Annotated in this window: 17 protein-coding genes and 1 pseudogene; 5 read left to right on the top strand and 13 right to left on the bottom strand. The window is 63.6% G+C overall.

Features of this window, described 5'->3' with window-relative positions:
- Positions 1 to 209: 209 nt before the first annotated feature.
- Both GD606_RS03825 and GD606_RS03820 read left to right on the top strand, forming a co-directional pair.
- Complete coding sequence (locus GD606_RS03825) at positions 210 to 581, top strand: PilZ domain-containing protein (protein WP_163300613.1); 372 nt, start codon at positions 210 to 212, stop codon at positions 579 to 581.
- Positions 578 to 1,228: a tetratricopeptide repeat protein gene (locus GD606_RS03820; protein ID WP_163300612.1), complete on the top strand. Its 651-nt coding sequence runs from the start codon at positions 578 to 580 to the stop codon at positions 1,226 to 1,228. The genes GD606_RS03825 and GD606_RS03820 overlap by 4 nt, the downstream gene beginning before the upstream one ends.
- A gap of 119 nt (positions 1,229 to 1,347) precedes the next feature.
- Here the strand turns inward: GD606_RS03820 and nadB are convergent, their stop codons facing one another.
- The 7 genes from nadB to GD606_RS03785 all read right to left on the bottom strand — a co-directional run bounded on the left by nadB (position 1,348) and on the right by GD606_RS03785 (position 9,926).
- Positions 1,348 to 2,931, bottom strand: a complete 1,584-nt coding sequence (gene nadB / locus GD606_RS03815) for an L-aspartate oxidase (protein ID WP_163300611.1) — start codon at positions 2,929 to 2,931, stop codon at positions 1,348 to 1,350.
- The gene (gene nadA, locus GD606_RS03810; protein ID WP_163300610.1) at positions 2,928 to 3,974 is read right to left on the bottom strand and encodes a quinolinate synthase NadA; all 1,047 of its coding nucleotides are present in this window, start codon (positions 3,972 to 3,974) and stop codon (positions 2,928 to 2,930) included. The genes nadB and nadA overlap by 4 nt, the downstream gene beginning before the upstream one ends.
- Complete coding sequence (gene nadC, locus GD606_RS03805) at positions 3,971 to 4,864, bottom strand: carboxylating nicotinate-nucleotide diphosphorylase (protein WP_163300609.1); 894 nt, start codon at positions 4,862 to 4,864, stop codon at positions 3,971 to 3,973. Before nadC ends, nadA begins: the two co-directional genes overlap by 4 nt.
- A gap of 110 nt (positions 4,865 to 4,974) precedes the next feature.
- Complete coding sequence (locus tag GD606_RS03800; RefSeq protein ID WP_246298954.1) at positions 4,975 to 6,183, bottom strand: replication-associated recombination protein A; 1,209 nt, start codon at positions 6,181 to 6,183, stop codon at positions 4,975 to 4,977.
- Positions 6,184 to 6,185: 2 nt separating this feature from the next.
- On the bottom strand, positions 6,186 to 6,914 hold the full coding sequence (locus GD606_RS03795; RefSeq protein WP_163300607.1) for a 16S rRNA (uracil(1498)-N(3))-methyltransferase: 729 nt from the start codon (positions 6,912 to 6,914) through the stop codon (positions 6,186 to 6,188).
- 136 nt (positions 6,915 to 7,050) lie between these two features.
- Positions 7,051 to 8,130 (bottom strand): glycine cleavage system aminomethyltransferase GcvT, encoded by a 1,080-nt coding sequence (gcvT, locus tag GD606_RS03790; protein WP_163300606.1) that lies wholly within the window; start codon positions 8,128 to 8,130, stop codon positions 7,051 to 7,053.
- Between the two features lie 35 nt (positions 8,131 to 8,165).
- Positions 8,166 to 9,926 carry a hypothetical protein gene (locus GD606_RS03785; protein ID WP_163300605.1) on the bottom strand — a complete coding sequence of 587 codons (1,761 nt, stop codon included), beginning with the start codon at positions 9,924 to 9,926 and terminating at the stop codon, positions 8,166 to 8,168.
- A 216-nt stretch (positions 9,927 to 10,142) separates the two neighbouring features.
- Here GD606_RS03785 and GD606_RS03780 point away from each other — a divergent pair, with 216 nt between their 5' ends.
- From GD606_RS03780 to GD606_RS03770, 3 genes are all read left to right on the top strand, one after another.
- Entirely contained in the window at positions 10,143 to 11,114 is a 972-nt protein-coding gene (locus GD606_RS03780) for a GAF domain-containing protein (protein ID WP_163300604.1), read from the top strand.
- Positions 11,115 to 11,284: 170 nt separating this feature from the next.
- Entirely contained in the window at positions 11,285 to 12,316 is a 1,032-nt protein-coding gene (locus GD606_RS03775; RefSeq protein WP_163300603.1) for a rod shape-determining protein, read from the top strand.
- Positions 12,317 to 12,325: 9 nt separating this feature from the next.
- Positions 12,326 to 13,105, top strand: coding sequence for an inositol monophosphatase family protein (locus GD606_RS03770; RefSeq protein WP_163300602.1), 780 nt, complete (start codon positions 12,326 to 12,328; stop codon positions 13,103 to 13,105).
- Positions 13,106 to 13,301: 196 nt separating this feature from the next.
- Here GD606_RS03770 and GD606_RS20395 read toward each other — a convergent pair whose 3' ends face one another.
- The 6 genes and pseudogenes from GD606_RS20395 to GD606_RS03745 form a co-directional block, all read right to left on the bottom strand.
- Positions 13,302 to 13,973 (bottom strand): adenylate kinase, encoded by a 672-nt coding sequence (locus GD606_RS20395; protein WP_246299057.1) that lies wholly within the window; start codon positions 13,971 to 13,973, stop codon positions 13,302 to 13,304.
- 435 nt (positions 13,974 to 14,408) lie between these two features.
- Positions 14,409 to 15,068: pseudogene (gene tilS, locus GD606_RS20390) on the bottom strand (tRNA lysidine(34) synthetase TilS); the annotation flags it as partial.
- Positions 15,069 to 15,105: 37 nt separating this feature from the next.
- Positions 15,106 to 15,441 carry a hypothetical protein gene (locus GD606_RS03760; RefSeq protein WP_163300600.1) on the bottom strand — a complete coding sequence of 112 codons (336 nt, stop codon included), beginning with the start codon at positions 15,439 to 15,441 and terminating at the stop codon, positions 15,106 to 15,108.
- Entirely contained in the window at positions 15,414 to 16,799 is a 1,386-nt protein-coding gene (gene hemA / locus GD606_RS03755; protein WP_163300599.1) for a glutamyl-tRNA reductase, read from the bottom strand. Before hemA ends, GD606_RS03760 begins: the two co-directional genes overlap by 28 nt.
- Positions 16,800 to 16,802: 3 nt before the next feature.
- On the bottom strand, positions 16,803 to 17,627 hold the full coding sequence (locus GD606_RS03750) for a cytochrome C assembly family protein (protein WP_163300598.1): 825 nt from the start codon (positions 17,625 to 17,627) through the stop codon (positions 16,803 to 16,805).
- Positions 17,614 to 18,306: a precorrin-2 dehydrogenase/sirohydrochlorin ferrochelatase family protein gene (locus tag GD606_RS03745; RefSeq protein WP_163300597.1), complete on the bottom strand. Its 693-nt coding sequence runs from the start codon at positions 18,304 to 18,306 to the stop codon at positions 17,614 to 17,616. The genes GD606_RS03750 and GD606_RS03745 overlap by 14 nt, the downstream gene beginning before the upstream one ends.
- Positions 18,307 to 18,390 lie beyond the last annotated feature (84 nt).

Genomic DNA, 18,390 nt, shown 5'->3' with positions numbered 1-18,390 from the left:
GCGCTGGTCACGGAGTCGTCCGCACTATTTTTTCTTCCCCAGGGCCCCTGCGGTTGACAACCGGCCGGGCTTCGCGTTTGTTTGGTTTTTGAGTCGGAATTGTCGGCATGTCCGTCGGCCCATGTGCGGCGCGAACCGGCATCCGTGCGGTGTCCCGCCGCGCAAAGGCCGCCGGGACCACCACGTTGCCCATCCCGTGAGGAGATCCCATGGACGATAACAAGCGACGCCGCAGCAGGGTTGAGGCGGAGTTTGAGGCCTACGTGATCCTTGGCGATGAAAAAATCCTCGTGCATACCCAAAACATCAGCATGAAGGGCGTGCTGTTAAGCTTCGACCCCAAGTTGACGCCAGGGGCCGATTGCGTCGTGCTGTTTGTCTTGACCAAGGAGATCCGTTTCCGCATCGCCGCGCGCATCGTGCGCAGCGTGGAGGCCGGAACGGCCATCGATTTTGAGAGTATGGACGAAACCGCCTTCTACCATCTGCGCAACATCGTCCGCTATTCCGCAGACGATGCCGACCGCATCGACCAGGAACTTGAAATACCGGCCTTCACTAAAAAGGATGATCCGGAATGACCGAAGCGTGGCGCGAGATCCCGGTCAGCCTGGTGCGGGGATGCCGCCTGGGCGCGCTCGCGGCCGTGGCCCTTGTCGTCTTGTGGGCGGCAAACGGCCGCGCGTCCGGGTTTGACGACGCCAAACAGGCCATGGCCGCCGAAGAGCAGGGCGATCTGGACCAGGCGGTGGCAGGCTATGCCCGGGCCGTGGAGGACGCCGGGTTTGGCGCCGTGTCCAGGGGGCTGCTCTTTGCCGCCCGTGGCAAGGCCCTGGCCGCCATGGGGAAGTTTACCGACGCCCTCAAGGATTATGACAAGGCCCTGGCCCTGGCGCCGGATCAGGCCGTGATCCGTTTCAATCGCGGCAATCTGCTTTTCGGCATGGGGCGCTACGACGAGGCCATCGCCGACTACACCCGGGCCATCGATCTCGACGCCGCTGACGCCGCAGCCTACAACAACCGGGGCTCGGCATGGTTCGCCAAGGGCAACCTGGAAAGCGCCCTGGCCAACTACAACATGGCCGTGAGGCTTGTGCCCGCTGATGCGGAATTCGTGAACAACCGGGGCCGGGTCTGGTCTGCGATGGGTGAGGAGTCCAAGGCCAGAGAGGACTTTGCCCAGGCCAAGAGCCTGGATCCCGAGGTCAAGACCCCCCTGGATTGAAGCGGGCGGACCCTGCGGCCCCACAGGGCGCGGCGCGAAAATGATGCGGCCACCGTTTCCGGTGGCCGTTTTTTATGCGTGGGTGGGAGGATTTTTCAGGCGTTGCGCCCGGTTGGCGATCAGTCCACCCGGTAGTGGCAGCCCAGGGACTTCTTGTTGCGCATGGCCGCCAGGGTGATGAGGTAGGCCGCCTGGCAGCCGTGGAAGAGGTCGATGATGGGCTTGCTCAGGGGGGTTTCGCGGTAGAAGTCGTGCAGATGCTTGTTTAAATCCCGCAAGTCCTCGAAGGCCCGCATGAGCCGGGATGCGGAACGGTTGATGCCCACGTAGTTCCACATGGTGTTGCGGATGGTGGTCCAGTCCTGGGAAATCAGGGCCGGATCCTCGTTTTTGTTCTGGCCCGCGCCCACCCAGTCCGGGATGCAGTCGGCCAGCTTGCGGCTAATGGCCATGTTCTTGGCGCAGCGGTGGCCGATGTCATGCCCCACGCTGTACCCCCACAACAGGCATTCCAGAAGCGAGGTGCTGGCCATGCGGTTGGCTCCGTGCAGGCCCGTGCAGGCGCATTCCCCGGCGGCGTAGAGCCGCTCCATGCTGGTGCGGCCATGCACGTCGGTGAGAATGCCGCCGCAGAAGTAGTGCGCTGCCGGAACCACGGGAATGGGCTGGGTGGTGATGTCGATGCCGATGGATTTGCACTTCTCGTAGATGGTGGGAAAGTATTCGCGCAGGTTTTTGACGTGATGGGCCGCGTCCAGATAGACGCGGTCCTCGTCCGTGCGCAGCATCTCCTCGAGAATGGCCCGGGTGACGATATCGCGCGGGGCCAGGTCCGCCCGGGGGTCGTAGCGCTTCATGAACGCCTCGCCCTGGGCGTTGACCAGTTTGGCCCCCTCGCCGCGCAGGGCCTCGGTGATGAGAAAGCGCCGATCGGCCCGGTGCATGAGGGTGGTGGGGTGGAACTGGATGTATTCCAGGTTCATGGTCCGCACCCCGGCCCGGTAGGCCATGGCCAGGGCCGAGCCGATGCAGGCCCGGGAATTGGTGGTGTGCAAAAAGACACGCCCCACGCCGCCCGTGGCCAGCACCGTGAAATCGGCCAGGATGGTCTCCACCACGCCCGCCGTCTCGTCGTAGACGTAGGCTCCCAGGCACTGGTTCACCAACTGGTATTTGTATTCCAGAAGCCCGGCGTGGTGCTGGGTGGTCAAAAGGTCCACGGCCGTGCGCCGGGTGAGCACGGTGATTTTGGGGTTGGCGGCGACGGCCTCGATCATCCCGTCCATGATGGTCTTGCCGGTCTGGTCGGCCGTGTGGAGGATGCGGGCCACGCTGTGGCCGCCTTCCTTGGTCAGGTGGAAGCCGTTGTTGGTCGATTTGCGGTTAAACGGGATGTGCAGGCGGTCAATGAGCATTTCCTTGACCACCAGGGGGCCTTTTCGGGCCAGGAAGGTGACGGCGCGCTGGGAATTGTGCCTCCATCCGCAGGTCAGGATGTCGCGCTCCAGGAGTTTGGGCGGGTCGTCCTGTCCCTGGTAGACGATGCCACCCTGGGCCAGGGCGCTGTTGCCGTCGTCGAGCGTTTCGCCCGAGGTCAAAAGCAGAACGTCCAGGCCGCTGTCGGCCAGGGTCAGGGCGGCCGTGCAGCCGGCCAGTCCGGAGCCCACCACCAGGGCCTGGGTGCGGATACGGTAATAACTCATGGGTTCATCCGTTTGGCGCAGACGTCGAGCATGCGGGTCACAGCCGTTTTGGCCGGTTCGCGAACCTCGTCTGGAACGGCCACCGGCTGTTGCGATTCGATGTCGGCCAGTTGCGCCGCGAGTTTTTCCTCTGTGATTTTGGCCATGTTCGAACACCGGCTGGTCCGAAGCGGCAGGATGGTCTTTTCCCCGGCGTGCCGTTGAGCCAGCCGCAAAACCAGGTTCTCTTCCGTGCCGATAAAGATCGTGGCCCCTTTCGGCGCGTTTTCCACATACCGGATCAGAAACGACGTGCTTCCGGCGGCATCGGCCGCAGCCACGGTCTCGGGCGGGCATTCGGGATGCACGGCCACCAAGGCCCCGGGGTGCTCCAGCCGCACGGCCCGGATGCGCTCAGCGGTGAATTTGTCGTGAATGACGCACCGCCCGGGCCACAGGAGCACGTCGGCCGCCGCAGCGGCCTGGTGGTCAATCAACGCCCCGTGGCGGCGGATGTCAAGGATGTGCCGTTTTTCCGGAGGGATGCCCAACCGGTCGCAGGTGTTGGCCCCAAGCATGCGGTCGGGCAGAAAGAGCACGCCGTCCCCCTGGCCAAGCGCCCAGGCGAGCATGGTGTCGGCGTTGGCCGAGGTGCATACCGAGCCGCCCAGGCGGCCGCACACGGCTTTGACCCGGGCCGAGGAATTGACATAGGTCAGGGGAACCACCGTGCGGCCCGTGGAGCGCAGATTCCGGCTGATGACCGCCACCAGTTCGTGCGGGGCCATGTCGGACATGACGCAGGCGGCTTTGGCGTCGGGGATGAGCACCTTTTGTCCCGGCGCGGCCAGGATGGCGGCGGTTTCGGCCATGAAAAACACCCCGCAGAACACGATGTATTCGGCGGTGAGGTCGGCGATCTTGCGCGACAGCTCCAGCGAGTCGCCGACATGGTCGGCGTGGCGGACGATGTCGTCGTGCTGGTAGTGGTGGGCCAGGATGGCCAGCCGGTCGCCCAGGCGGCGACGGTGCCGGTCGATGACGGAGGAGATGGTGGTGTTCATGCTCTGGGGATGCTCTCGAGTTGCATGCTGAAATCCGCTGCGGGCGCGGAGTGGGTGATGCGGCCCACGGACACGAAGTCCGTGCCCGATGCGGCCACGGCCGCGATGGAATCCAGGTCCACGCCGCCGCTGGCCTCGGTCTCGATGCCCTGCGGAACCAGGGCCCTGGCCCGGCGCATGGTGGGCGGGTCCATGTTGTCGAACATGATCCGGGCGGGATTTTCAGCCACGGCCTGGACCACTTCCTCCAGGCTGCGACACTCGATCTCAACCGGCGGCATTATTTCCATACTGTTTTCGTATGCTTTACGCAAGGCGGCCATGGCCTGGGGGATGCCCCCGGCCCGGTCGATGTGGTTGTCTTTGAGCATGAGCATGTCGGCCAGGTTTGTGCGGTGGTTGACGCCGCCGCCCACGGTGACGGCGTATTTTTCAGGATACCTGAGCCCGGGAAGGGTCTTGCGGGTGTCCAGAAGGCGGGTGTTCGTGCCGGACAGGGCCGCGACGTAGCGTGCGGTCAGGTTGGCGATGCCCGAGAGGTGGCTTATGAAGTTGAGCATGACCCGTTCGGATTTAAGCACGGCCACGGCCGGTCCCGTCAGGCGGCAGACCACCGTTCCCCGGTCCACGCGGGCGCCTTCGTCCACGGGGAAATCTAGGTCGCAGGCGGCCAGAGCCCCCAGGGCGGAGAGCACCAGGGGCACGATGGGCAGTCCGGCCACCAGGCTGTCCTCTTTCGCCACAATGCGGGCGCGCAGGATGTCCTGGGGTGAAAAAACCGCCAGGGAGGTCAGGTCCGGGCCGTCCTCGGACAGGGCCAGTTCGATGGCGGCCAGAAGATACCGGCGGGCGTGGCCGGAAAAAAAGTCGTCGAAAGCGGCAAGACCCATGGCGGTTCCTAAGTCCAACGGGGCGACGGCCTGTGGCCTCCACGGCGGGATTGCCGTGTTGCGGCGTATTGAGGCGGGGTAAACCCTTCTGGCGGGAAGGGCAAGGGCGGTTACTTTTTTCGCAAGCGCGAAAGTTTGGCGGCCAGACGCGGCTCCATGCCCTGGTCCTTGGCCTGATAGAAGCGGCGGCCGCGCAGTTCGTCCGGGAGGTAGTCCTGATCCACCCAGGCGTCGGGATAGGAATGGGGATATTTGTAGCCCTGGCCGAAGCCCCACTGCTTTTGCAGGGCGGTGGCGGCGTTGCGCAGATGCAGGGGGACGGGCTTGGCCCCGGAGATGCCAAGCTCCTTTTTGGCGGCCAGATAGGCCGCATAGGTGGAATTGCTCTTGGGGGCCAGGGCCAGGAACACGGCGGTCTCAGCCAGGGGGATGAACCCCTCGGGCATGCCCACCCGGTCGATGGCCTCGGCGCAGGACACGGCCATGGGCAGGGCCATGGGCTCGGCCAGGCCCACGTCCTCGGAGGCCGACAGGATCAGGCGGCGGCAGATGAAACGCGGGTCTTCGCCGCCTTCGAGCATGCAGGCCAGATAATACAGGGCCGCGTCGGGATCGCTGCCCCGGATGGACTTGATGAAGGCCGAGGCCAGCTCGTAGTGGGCGTCGCCGTCCCGGTCGCCGCGCATGAGCGCCTCGGGCAGGGCCGTGCGCAGGTTCTCCGGGGTCTGGTTTTCGGGGGTCAGTTCGGCCGTGTATTCCAGGAGATTGAGCAGGGTGCGGCCGTCGCCCATAGCCATGTTGGCCATGAGTTCCAGGCTTTCCCTGCCCAGCTCCAGGGACAGGGCTCCGGCCCCGCGTTCGGCGATGCGCAAAAGCTCGGCATGGGACAGGGGACGAAGCCGCAACACATGCATTCGGGATAAAAGCTGCCGGGTCACGGAAAAGGACGGATTCTCCGTGGTGGTGGCCAGAAGCACGATCTCGCCGGACTCCAGAAGCGGCAGGAAGAAATCCTGCTGGGCCTTGGAGAAGCGGTGCAGCTCGTCGAGGATGAGGATGTCGTGGCCGGGCAGCTGGGCGCGCAGGGCCGCAAGGCCGGCCTCGGGGGCGCTGACCCGCAGAAAGGGCAGGCCCTTGGATTTGGCCAGGACCATGGCCAGGGTGGATTTGCCGCACCCGGGCGGGCCGTAGAGCAGAAGGCTCGGCAGACGCTTGGATTTGAGCAGGGTCTTGGCCCGGGACAGCAGGTGCCCCTGGCCCACGAAATCGTCCAGGGTGGAGGGCCGGATGCGCTCGGCCAGGGGGGTCTTGTCGGACATGGTCATCTCCCGCCGGGACGCAAAAGGGCCAGGGCCAACACGGCCAGGGCCGCCGTCTCGAAGCGCAATATCCGCCTGCCCAGGCTGACGGGCCCAAAACCGGCGTCCAGAAAGGTCTGCACCTCGTCTCCGGCCAGGCCTCCTTCGGGACCGATTACGGCCAGCACCCGGCCTGGATCGGCCATGTCCCCGGCCTCAAGCCTGGCTTTGGCGTCGGCTGCTTCCCACAGGACGAAGCGGCGGTCGAAGTCCGGACCCATGGCCGCCACCCCGGCCGCTCCGCCGGAAATGCAGCGTATCCCGGGCAGCCGTGCCGCCCCGCACTGCTTGGCGGCGGCGATCATCTGGTCGCGCCACGTCTCCTTGACCGCCCCGGGCATGACGCCCTGGCTGCGTGCCGCCTGCCAGAAGATGATCCCGGCGGCCCCGAGCTCCACGGCCTTTTCCAGGGTCGCGCCGCGCCGGGCCGACTTGGCGAAGCCCACGGCCAGCCAGACCTGGACTTCCGGTTCCGGTTCCATGCCCACGCTCAAGACTTCAAGCGCAACCTTATCTTTTTTCACGTCAACGATGCGGAACTCGCCTTCCCGGCCCAGGCCGTCGAACAGGCGCACCGTCTCGCCCGGCTTCTTGCGCAGCACCCGGACCAGATGCGTGGCCTCGCCGCCGGTGAGCCGATACGGCTCCCGCCAGCCTTCCGGCTCCAGATAAAACGCATCCAACCGGCCCATGGTGCCTCGTTTTTGTGTCGGGTTGCCAGCGAACGGAGGAAAAATTCCCCCGCGTCCCAGTCAAAATTTTCGAAGGGGGATCCCGGGGGGAAACCTTTTTTAAAAGGTTTCCCCCCGGGCCGCCGGAGGCCTTCCCCTATCCCAGCTTCTTCCGGGCCGTTCCCTCTTTATAGAAGGGCAGTTCCGTGCGCGAGGCGGCGAGTTCGGTCTTGGCGGCCTTGATGGTGAAGTCGGTTTTTTCGGCGTCGTCCATGGCCACGTAGGCCAGGGCGATGCCATGCCCCAGGCTGGGAGAGAAGGAGCCGCTGGTGACCCGGCCCGCCTGGACGCCGTCGCAGAGCACGAGGTCGTTGTGCCGGGCGCTGCGCCGTCCGGGGACGGCCAGGGCGATGAGGCGCTCCCGGACCAGCCCGGCCCCGGCGCTGCCCATGAAGGCCCCGGGCTTGAGCAGGCTTGCGTATCCGGCCTCGGAAGGGGTGTGTTCCTCGTCCAGATCCTGGCCGTAGAGGGGGTAGCCCATTTCCAGGCGCAGGGTGTCCCGGGCGCCGAGTCCGGCGGGCTTGACGTCGGGGTCGGCCAGGAGTTTTTCCCACAGGGCCAGGGCCTTGTAGGCCGGAAGGAAGAACTCGTAGCCGAGTTCGCCGGTGTAGCCGGTGCGGCTGACCAGAAGCGGCAGCTTCTCGAAGGTGACCCAGGTGCAGTTGAAGTATTTGAGCTGCGACCAGTCGCCGGGTAAAAGCCGCGCCAGCACCTCGTGGGAGACCGGTCCCTGGAGATCGATCTTGGCGGTCTGGGCCGAGATGTCCTCAAGCAGGATCTCTTCGGGCAAAAGCGTGCGCAACCGGGCGAAATCCGGGGCGATGCGCGAGGCGTTGACCACGACCATGAACCGCTCGTCCTCCAGGCGGTAGACGATGAGGTCGTCGATGATCCCGCCGGCGTCGTTTAAGAGGAATCCGTAGCGGCATTTGTTCACGCCGAGGCTTTCCACGTCCTGGGTGACGCAGCGGCCAAGGGCCTGGGCCGCGCCGGGGCCTTGCACCGTGAATTCGCCCATGTGGCAGATATCGAAGATGGAGGCCTTGGTTCTGGTGTGGGCGTGTTCGGCCAGGATGGACGTGTATTGCACCGGCATGGCGAACCCGGCGAAGGGGACGATTTTGGCTCCCAGGCCTTGGTGATGCGCGGTCAAGGGCGTGGTGGACAGGTTTTCCACGATGGTTCCTCCGAGGTGTAGGGGTTGACGGCCGGTCACATGGGATCGGCGGTGAGCGGGAGGTTCAGGCCTTTTTCTTTCTTGGCCTTGCGGATGGACTTGAATTCGTCCAGGAGGGCGACCAGCCGTCCGTAGGTCTTTTTCACGGACAGTCCGTATTCGGAGAGCTTTTCCTCCCGGGGGCGGATGTAATTGGCCGCCAGGTAGCTGTCGCTTAAGACCTTCTCTCCGATATGCAGAACTTTTTCGACAAGCGTTTCGAAATAGTTGACGATCTCAAACTTCAAATCGTTCATGATCTCCACGTAGAGGGTCAGCATCTTGAGATAGGAAATGCGTTGTCCTTTGTAGTGGCGATCCTGGAGGTCTTCCAGGTCTTTGACCTTGCGGGCCTGTTGGATGTAGCTGTAACGGCTCCAGACCTCCTGATACAGGTCGCGCATGGCGTCGAAGTCATCGTAATGGTCGGCGTTGAGCAGGTAATTGTCCAGCACCTTGACCACATTGGAATAGAATTCGTCGGAATAGCCGATGATCCGCCGTTGGTGCTTGCCAAGCCAGAAATAGAGGCACTTCAAGCGTTTTTCGTGGGTATCGGTGTTTTCCACCACCTCGTTGCGCTTATAGATGACCCGGCCGTTGTATTCCCCGCGCACGATGTCGTTTAAGCGCAGGAACATGGTGTAGATGTCTTTGATGATGTTCACCCGGGGCAGGGGCTTGGCGGTCAGGGGATGGATGATCTCCTGGGCGGACACGGACAGGGCGCGATCCTGGCGGACGTTGTTGGGGTCGTATTTGTGCTGGCGGTAGGTGACGCGCAGGATGACCACGCGCCGTTTCTTGTCCACGAAATAGCCGCCCTCGTCGAGGACGGCCACCAGATCCTTGTGCAGGCTGTCGATGGAAACCAAAGCGATTTTTTCCACCCGGGGATAATATTTGGCCTCGGGATGGGACGAGAGGCTGGTGATGCAGCGGTCGGTCTGCCCCAGCACCCGGACCATGAACTGTTCGCCCATGCGGAACAGCCGCCGGGCGAAAAGGGCCGAGGAGGTGCGCCGCTCGGACACGATGGGGAAGCCGTAGAGCTCCATCAGGAACTGATAGACGAAATTCCGGTTGCGCTCGTATTTGCGGTCGTCGCCCACGGAAAACTTGCGGATGTTTAAGCCGAAGCGTTTGAGTTCCGTGTCCAGATAGGACGGAAAGGAGCAGTAGACCCCGGAGAGGTAGAAATCGTTGTGGCTGTCCTGGGAAAAGACATGGGCCCGGTCCATCTGCAAAATGGTGGGCAAGAGGGCCGGATAGTTCTCCAGGCTGCTTACGTCGCGATCGGAAAAGTCGGAGCGAAAGGCGTCCTGGGCCACCTTGGGCAGGCGGGCGCAGAAGGTGCGGATGTTCTGGGTGAAAATGGAATGTTCAAGGGGGCATTGCTCCCGGTATTCCTCGGCGTTGTAGTCGTGCAGGCAGTGCAGGATGTCGTATTGGAAGATTTCCTGGAAATAGCGCAGGGGCCTGCCCAGGGCCACCATGGAGAATCCGGGCAGATCCTTGTATTCGTAGAGGTCGCCTTCGAAGGAGGGTAGAAGCTCCCGGGGGTCCACCAGGGGATAATGGGGGAGCTCGAAATAGGGTCGCAAAAGGCAGTGCTTGATGTGCACCAGATCAAGGAACCGCTTGAGATCCGGAATGTTCTGGAGCCGTGTGATCTCCGTTGGCGACGCCTTTTCCGGAGAAATGGCGAAACGGAACTCGCGCACGCGGCTGAAGGCTTTTTCCCAGGTGAAGGCCATGGTCCGGTGGTCGCTCCTTGGTGGCTGGTAGCCGAGACAGGGGCCGCGCCGCTTTCCATTCGCCTGGAAGTGGGGTATCCAGTGCAAAAGGCGACGTGACGAATGCCCGGTCATCCATATGTGGAATCCACGTATGTACGGCATTGACCGAAAAAAATAAAGCTTTTCTTTGCCTGGAAAGCGCGCCCGGAGGCGTTTTCCGGATCATGGGTTCCCATGGCCGACACCGCGTTTTACCATAAGCTCATGGCCCTGGCCCTCAACGTTTTCGACGCTTATTCGGCCGTGCTTTTTCTGCCCGATCCGGACTCCGAGGACTGCCGGGTGGCGGCCCACTACAGCCTGGGCGACGACGTGAAGGCCGATGTGGTCATCTCCCCGGGCATGGGCCTGGCCGGATGGATCATCCGCAACCAAAAACCCCTTTTGGTGGGGAATTTCGACCAGAAACGGGGTTTCTTAGGCTATTACGACCAAAAAGACGAAGCCCGCATCCGGGCCTTCATGGGCTGCCCCGTGCCCCTGTGCGGCGGCGCCGTGTGCCTGGACAGCCGCAAGACCTTCACCTTCGGGGAAAAAGACCAGAAAATCCTGGGGCAGTTTGCGGACATCGCCGCCAGCCATGTCATGGCCGAACGACAGCGTGCCGAGGACGCCCGGGACGCCCGCTATTACCGGGCCTTGGCGACCATAAGCGGCCTGCGCCGGAGCCACCCCACCTGGCCCGCCTTCCAGGCCGCGCTGCTTGGCGCCCTCTCCGAAACCACGGGGTTTGCTGCCTGTTTCCTGGCCGTGCGTGACGAGTCAGGACAGGGCTATTACCTCGAAGGCCCCAGCCGGGGGGTGTTCGAGCATCCCCTGGATGCTCCCAAGAAATTCACCATGGGACAGGGCTTGATCGGCTGGGTGTTCAAGAACAATTCTCCGGCCTTTGTGGGCGACGGGGAGTCCTGCGCCGCCCCGGCCCCGCTTTTCGGCAAGGATGTTCCGGCCACGGAATTTCGTAGCGTGATCTGCCTGCCACTGGCTTTTGCCCGGCGTTCCCGGGCGGTCCTGGTCCTGGCCGACGAGCGCCCCCTGGGCTTTGGGCAGGACATCAAGGATTTCGCCCGCATGACCTCGGAATATCTGGTTCTCTTTCTTGAGAATCTGCACCTGAAAAGTCGTCTTTCCCACGGCCCGTCATAGACTTTTTCCCCGAGGAACTCTAACATGCGCCCGACCGGATTTCCGGCCCGAGGGCGGCATGTGCCGTTGCGCATGGCCGGGCTTGTCTCCGGAATTGGACCGCGCGCCTTCTTCGCGCCTCTTTTTTCTTGAAACCACCCCCGGCCCGAGCCGGACAATCGGTAGGCACCATGCGCAGCTTGTTTTCCCGGATGTTCAATTTCCTCGGCAAGGATCTGGCCATGGACCTGGGCACGGCCAACACCCTTTTGTATGTGCAAAGCCAGGGCATTGTCCTCAATGAGCCCTCGGTGGTGGCCATCGACAACCGCACCAACAGCCTCATGGCCGTGGGCGCCGAGGCCAAGGAGTTTCTGGGGCGCACCCCGGATCGCATCCGGGCCATCCGGCCCATGAAAGACGGGGTCATCGCCGATTTCGAGGTCACCCGGGCCATGATCGCCTTTTTCATCCGCAAGGTGATCCACGGCTTCCGCTTCGCCAAGCCCAAGATCGTCATCTGCGTGCCCACGGGCATCACCCAGGTGGAAAAGCGCGCCGTCATCGAGTCCGCCCAACTGGCCGGGGCCCGGGACGTGCGGCTGGTGGAGGAGCCCATGGCCGCCGCCATCGGCGCGGGGCTGCCCATTGAGCGTCCCACCGGGAACATGGTTGTGGACATTGGCGGCGGCACCACCGAGGTGGCCGTCATTTCGCTTTCCACCATCGCCTATGCCGAGTCCGTGCGCGTGGCCGGCGACGAGATGAACGAAACCATCCAGAGGTACGTCCAGGACCAGTTCCAGGTGCTCATCGGCGAAAACCTGGCCGAGGAGATAAAGATCACCATCGGGTCGGCCATGCCCCTGCCCGAACCCAAGACCATGGAAATTTCCGGGAAAAGCCTCCTCGACGGCACCCCGCAAAACGTCACCATTTCAGACGGCCACATCCGCGAGGCCATCAAAGACCCGGTCAACATCATCGTGGCCGCCGTGCTCAAGGCCCTGGAGAAAACCCCGCCCGAACTGGTGGGCGACATCGCCCGAAACGGACTGCTCCTGGCCGGGGGCGGGGCCCTGCTCAATGGCCTGGACCGGCTCATCGTGCAGGAGACCAACTTAAGCGTCTTCGTGGACGACGATCCCCTGACCACCGTGGTGCGCGGCACCGGCAAGACCCTGGACGACCGGGAACGCTTCGCCAACGTGTTCATCAACTAGCCGCATCCCATGCAGGATCTTCTCGCCCGGGCCGCCGCCATCGTGCAAAGCGCCGGTGACATCATCCGCGACCAGTGGGACCGCAAAAAAGACATCCGCAAAAAGGGCCGCATCGATCTGGTCACCCAGACCGATACGGCCGTGGAACGCTTTCTGGTGGAGGAACTCGGCCGCCTGCTCCCGGGAAGCGCCTTTCTGGCCGAGGAATCCGCGGCCACGACCGTTCCCGGTCCCCGGACCTGGATCATCGACCCCATCGACGGCACCACCAACTACGCCCACGGCTTTCCCTTCGTGTGCACCTCCGTGGCCCTGTGGGACGGGGACAAGGTGGCCCTGGGCGTGGTGCATGCCCCCATGCTGGGGGAAACCTTCCTGGCCGCTGCCGGGCTCGGGGCCTCCTGCAACGGCCGCCCCATGCGCGTCTCCCGGACAGCGCACCTGGCCGACGCCCTGGTGGCCACGGGATTTCCCTACGCCATCGAGGCCCACATGGCCGACATTTTAGTTGAACTGGAACGGGTGCTGGCAGCCACCCAGGGCGTGCGCCGCCCTGGTTCGGCCGCCCTGGACCTGGCCTATACCGCGGCCGGACGTTTCGACGCCTTCTACGAAAAGGCCCTCAACCCCTGGGACACGGCCGCCGGATGGCTTTTGGTGGCCGAGGCCGGGGGATGCGTCACCCAGTACCTCCCCAACGCCCCGTATGACCTGAAGGCCCCGACCATCCTGGCCACCAACGGCCACCTGCATGCCGCGCTCCTCGACCTTTTGACCCCTGCCCCCTGACCAAGGACACCACGGACGTTTTGCCCTGCGCCCGGAAAGCGATCTGGTGTGAATTCGTCCTGGAATCATGATGCGCGCACCCGCATCAGAGGTCGAAAAATGACGAACCCCTTCCGGTTGTGGCCGAAAGGGGTCCGCAAGAACCAAAGGCCCCGGCGGATTGGCGGGGCCTTTTTTGCAAAAGAAGGCGCGAGAGCTAGGAAAGCTTGGCCAGCAGGGTCTCCTTGATGGAGTCGATGCTGCCTTCGCCGTTGAGCTCGATGTATTTGGTCTGTCCCTTGGCGGCCAGATCCTTGTAGAAATAGGCGGCGGCCAGGGTGCCGGTCTTGGTGTCGTAGTAGATGTCGTGGCGCTTGTTGATGGCGTCCTCGTCCTGGTCGTCGGAACGGGTCTTCAGCGCGCCGCCACACACCCGGCACTCGTCGCCCTTGGGCTTGATGGCGTCGATGAAGATGTTGTTGGGGTGGTTGGCGTCATTGGCGCACAGGCGGCGGCCCATGATGCGGTCCTTGGCGATCTGGCGGGGCAAAAGGATCTCGATGACGTAGTCCAGCTTCATGCCCGCGGCCTGCAGGGCCTCCCACAGCTTCTGGGCCTGGACGATGTTGCGCGGAAAGCCGTCCAACAGCCATCCGTCCTTGCCCTTATCCTTCAAAGTGGATAGGATCATAGGAATGGTGATGTCGTCGGGGACGAGTTCGCCCTTGTCGATGTATGCCTTGGCCTTTTTGCCCAGCTCCGTGCCGCCGCCGATGTGCTCGCGGAAGATCGCGCCGGATTCGATATGGGCCTGGTTGAATTTCTTTTTCACCAGGGAACCCTGGGTTCCCTTACCGCTGCCATTGGGTCCGAAAATCAGGATATTCACGGGCGAGGCCTCCTCGTTTAAAATTTCACAATCTCCCTTTCTATCTTCAGCGCCAATTCCTGTCAATGCGCCCCGGCCGCGAAAGCGAACGTTTGCGGTAAAAATCCGGGCGGTTTTTCCCCCTGGAAATTGAAACGTAGCCCCCCCCCGTCTGGCCGAAACAGCCCGCTCCAGCCGAAAAAGCGTGTCCGTCAGGGACTCGCCCGGGCCGAGCCGGTCCAGGACCGCCTTGAAAAGCCGGATGCGCCGGGCCGGAGGCAGTCCGGCCAGCGTTTTCCGGGCCACCAGGATATCCCCGTTTGCGGCGTACTGCGGCCCGGTTGTGAGGATGGGATCGGCGGCGAAGGCCTGCCGGTCCAGGTCGGCCTGCCGCCACAACCGGGCCGCCACATCCAAAAAGCCCGGATTTTCCGCCAGGAAAAGGGGCAGGATGCGGTGTCGGACGCGGTTGCGGCGATAGGCGGGGTCGGCGTTGCTGGGATCGTCGGCGACCGCGATCCCGATTTCAGCCAGAAAGGCGGTCAGGCGCGCCCGGGGCGTGAGTAAAAGCGGCCGCACCAGCCGACGACGCGGATCGAAGGCGGGCATGCCGCCCAGGGCCGGCCAGCCGCAACCGCGCACAAGCCGCAGGAGCAAATCCTCGGCCAGATCGTTTTGGGTATGCCCCACGGCGATGAAACCGGCCCCGACCGTGGCCCGGACCTTCTCGAAAAAGGCGTACCGGGCGTTTCTGGATGCCGCCTCAAGCCCCGGGGAACCCGGTTCCGGAAGGGCGGCCTTTTCCGTCAGGCAGGGCAGGCCGATGCTGCGGCACAGGGCGGCCACGGCCAGGGCCTCATCCGCCGACTCCGGGCGCAGGCCGTGGTCCAGGTGGGCCACGGTCAGGGTCAGGCCCAGGCCTGGGGCCAGAAGACGCAGGATGGCCAGCAGGGCGGTGGAGTCCGGTCCTCCCGAGACCCCGGCCACCACGGACGCGCCGGAAACCTCCGGGGCCCGCTCCAGGAGAAAGGCCCGGATCGCGAGGCACAGCCTGGCCTGAACCGGAGAGAGGTCGCCGAGCCTGGCCGGAAGCGATGCGGACAGGGTGGGGGTCATTTTCCGGGGTCCAAAACCCCGGGACTGCCGGGACGGCTCACACCGGGATGTCCAGTTCGCGGATGAAGTTGTCCAGAAAATCGATCATCTGGTTGCGTTGCTCCGGCGTGCAATAGCTGATGCAGGAACACCGCAGCCGACCCTTGCCCCGCACCAAAAGCTCCATCTTGATGGAGTCCTGCCCCGTCTCCAGAACCAGGACATAGGGGCCGCATTCGGCCGCATGCTCGGTCTGTTCGTCGTTGAGCATCTCCTGGGGAAAGGGGATGAAATAGATGTCGTCCAGGGTACCCTTGAAGCCTTTCTCCAAGAGCCTGGCCTTGATGCTGTGCATATCGTCTTCGGTCAGTTCCTCGATGAGGTAGGAACGCATGACGCACCCGCTTTGTTGGATATTTCGTCTTCGCAGCCGCAGGCCGGGTCGTCCGCGCCCCGGCCATGGGCGTCTTCGGGGACAGTTTCTTTGTCCAGGTCGAACACCCGGCGGATCAGATCAAGAAATCGTTCCCCGGCGTTTTCCCTGGAGCGCCGTTTGAGAAACACGATGGGCTCATGGAGAATCTTGTGGCTTATGGACAACGCCAGGCATTCCAGGGCCTTGGCCGTCTCGGGCGATACGTCCGGCCCCAGGCGGCGCAGGGTCTTGCACAATTCCTTTTTGGCGATGTCTTCTCCATAGCGCAAAACATCCACGATCGTGGGACTCAGGTCAAGGGCCTTGAGCCAGTGGGAGAAGCTTTCCACCTGCTCCCGCACGATCTCTCCGGCCCGGGTGGCCTCTTCCTTGCGCTGGGCCAGGTTTTCCTCCACCACCTCGCGCAGGTCGTCGATGTCGTAGAGGTAGACGTTGTCCAGGCCGTTGACGTCGGGGTCGATGTCCCGGGGCACGGCGATGTCGATGAAAAACATGGGCCGCTGCCGCCGTTTTTTGAGCACGTCCTTGATGTCCCGGGCCCGGATGATGGCCTGGGGCGCGCCGGTGGAGCTGATGACGATGTCCGCCTCGGGCAGATGTTCGGCCAGGTTTTCGAAGGGGATGGCCGTGCCATGGAAGCGTTCGGCCAACTCGACGGCCCGGGAAAAGGTCCGGTTGGCCACGTACAGGTGGGAGATGCCCGCGGTCAGAAGGTGGGTGGCGGCCAATTCGGCCATTTCCCCGGCCCCGATGAGCATGGCCTTTTTCCCGGCCGTCTCCCCGAAGATGCGTTTGGCCAGCTCCACGGCGGCATAGCTGATGGACACGGCGCTGGCCCCGATGCCCGTGGCCGTGCGGACCTTTTTGGCCGTGGAGAAGGCCTTGTGCAACAGCCGGTTGAGGATCACCCCCGTGGAGCCGTTGCCCACGGCCCGACGGTAGGCGTCCTTCATCTGGCCCAGGATCTGGGGCTCGCCAAGGACCATGGAGTCCAGGCCCGAGGCCACCCGGAAGACATGCTCCACGGCTTCGGTCCCGGCGTGGGCGTAAATGTGCGGGGAAAGCCGCGCTGCATCCCGGTTGCAGTGTCCGGCCCAGCGCGACAAGACCAGGGAGGCCACTTCGGCCTCGGGAGCCCCGGACACCAATATCTCCACCCGGTTGCAGGTGGACAGGACCAGGGCCTCGCGGATGGGGCTTTCCCGGGAAACCAGAGCCCGCTCCAGAATGCCGCCGTCGGCCAGGGCAAAGGCCTCTCGCACCTCCACGTCCGCCGTCTTGTGGTTTAAGCCGAACAAATGAATAGTGTATTGCATGATTTAGGACGTGAAGCTGTGGTGGGTGGGCATGAAGAAGTTGATCACCAGCATGGACACGATGCTGAGGCAAAAGACCCAGATGGCCAGCCAGGCGGTCTTGCGGCCGCGCCAGCCCATGAACAGGCGCTGGTGGAACAGGAAGGCGAACAGCAGCCAGATGAAAATGGCCACCACTTCCTTGGGATCCCAGGAGAAAATGCGCTGCCAGGTGAGCTTGGCCCACAAAAAGCCCGAGACCAGCCCGATGGTGTACAGGGGAAAGCCCCCGGTGACCGCCCACTGGTTGGCCCGGTCAAAGGTGGAAAGCGACGGCAGGGCCCGGGCGAACCCCGTGAGTTTTTCCTTGGTCTTGATCTTGCGTTCCAGGAACAGATAGCCCGCCCCGGCGCCGCAGGCCATGGCCAGGAGGCTGATGGACAAAAAAAGCGATCCGATGTGCAGTCCGAAAAAAAGGCCCGAGAGCGTCTCCGGCAACTGGCGCGCCCCGCCCACGGCCTGGGAGGAGAGAAAGAGGATCAGCGCCAGGGGCGAGGCCAGAAGCCCCAGAAAATCCATGCGCAGCCGCCACCACAAAAAGAAAAAGATCAGGAGCAGACTCCAGGCCAAAAGGCTGAAATAAAACTCGCCGCGCAGCAGCATGGTCCCGGACTCCTCGCGAAGCGAAAGTCCCAGGCAGACCGAATGCAGGAGAAATCCCCCAATGGCGGCCGCGTAGCTTGCCCGGCGAAGGATCGGGATCTGCCACAGAACGCCGAGCAGATACAGGATCGTTCCCGAGAGATACAGGCAGATCACCGCAAGAAACAGCAGATTATCCGGCGTCATCGTGCATCACCCCCAGGATGATCGCTTCAAGTTGCCCATGCAGCGATTCGGGAAGGATCGAGCGCAGGATGGACAGGGCGGCCGAGGCGTCACGGCTTTTGATGGCGTCTAAAAGCGGCGACTCCACGATGGTGCGGAAAAGCTCCGAGTTGTGGTCCGAACCCTGGCCTAGGCCGATGACCAGGGGCCGCAGCCTGCCCATGAGCGTCAGGAAGGCCCCGTACTGCGCGCCGAAGTAGTCCCCCAGGTCGCGGCGGATCTTTCGGGCCAGGGCCGGGGAGCTTCCGCCGGTGGACACGGCCAGGGTCAGATCCCCCTGGGTGAACAGGGCGGGAACGATGAAGCTGCATTTTTCCGGCTGGTCCACGATGTTGCAGGGAGTGCCGCGCTCCTCGCACAGGCGGCTGATGCGCCAGTTGAGTTCCTCGTCGCTGGTGGAGGCGATGACCAGGAACCGGCCCTCCAGGTCGTCCGGGACAAAGGGGCGCTGTTCGAAGCGGACGCAGGCATGGTCCAGGATGGCCGCGCCCGAAGGGGACAGGGGGGCCACGTCCAGAACCAGAACCTCTTGTGCCCCGCAGGAGGCCAGGGTGGCGATCTTACGTCGGCCCACCTGGCCTGCGCCGACCACCAGACATTTTTTCCGGGCGAGATTGAGAAATATGGGATAGTACCGCATGGGGGCAATGCATATCAGATGACCGGCGGATGGGAAAACAGCTTTCTTTCGTAAAAAAATCCGGATAGAAATCATCAAGTCTTT

This window comes from Desulfolutivibrio sulfodismutans DSM 3696 (genome assembly GCF_013376455.1).
Classification (GTDB): domain Bacteria; phylum Desulfobacterota; class Desulfovibrionia; order Desulfovibrionales; family Desulfovibrionaceae; genus Desulfolutivibrio; species Desulfolutivibrio sulfodismutans.
This window is presented reverse-complemented; position numbering and strand designations above follow the sequence as displayed.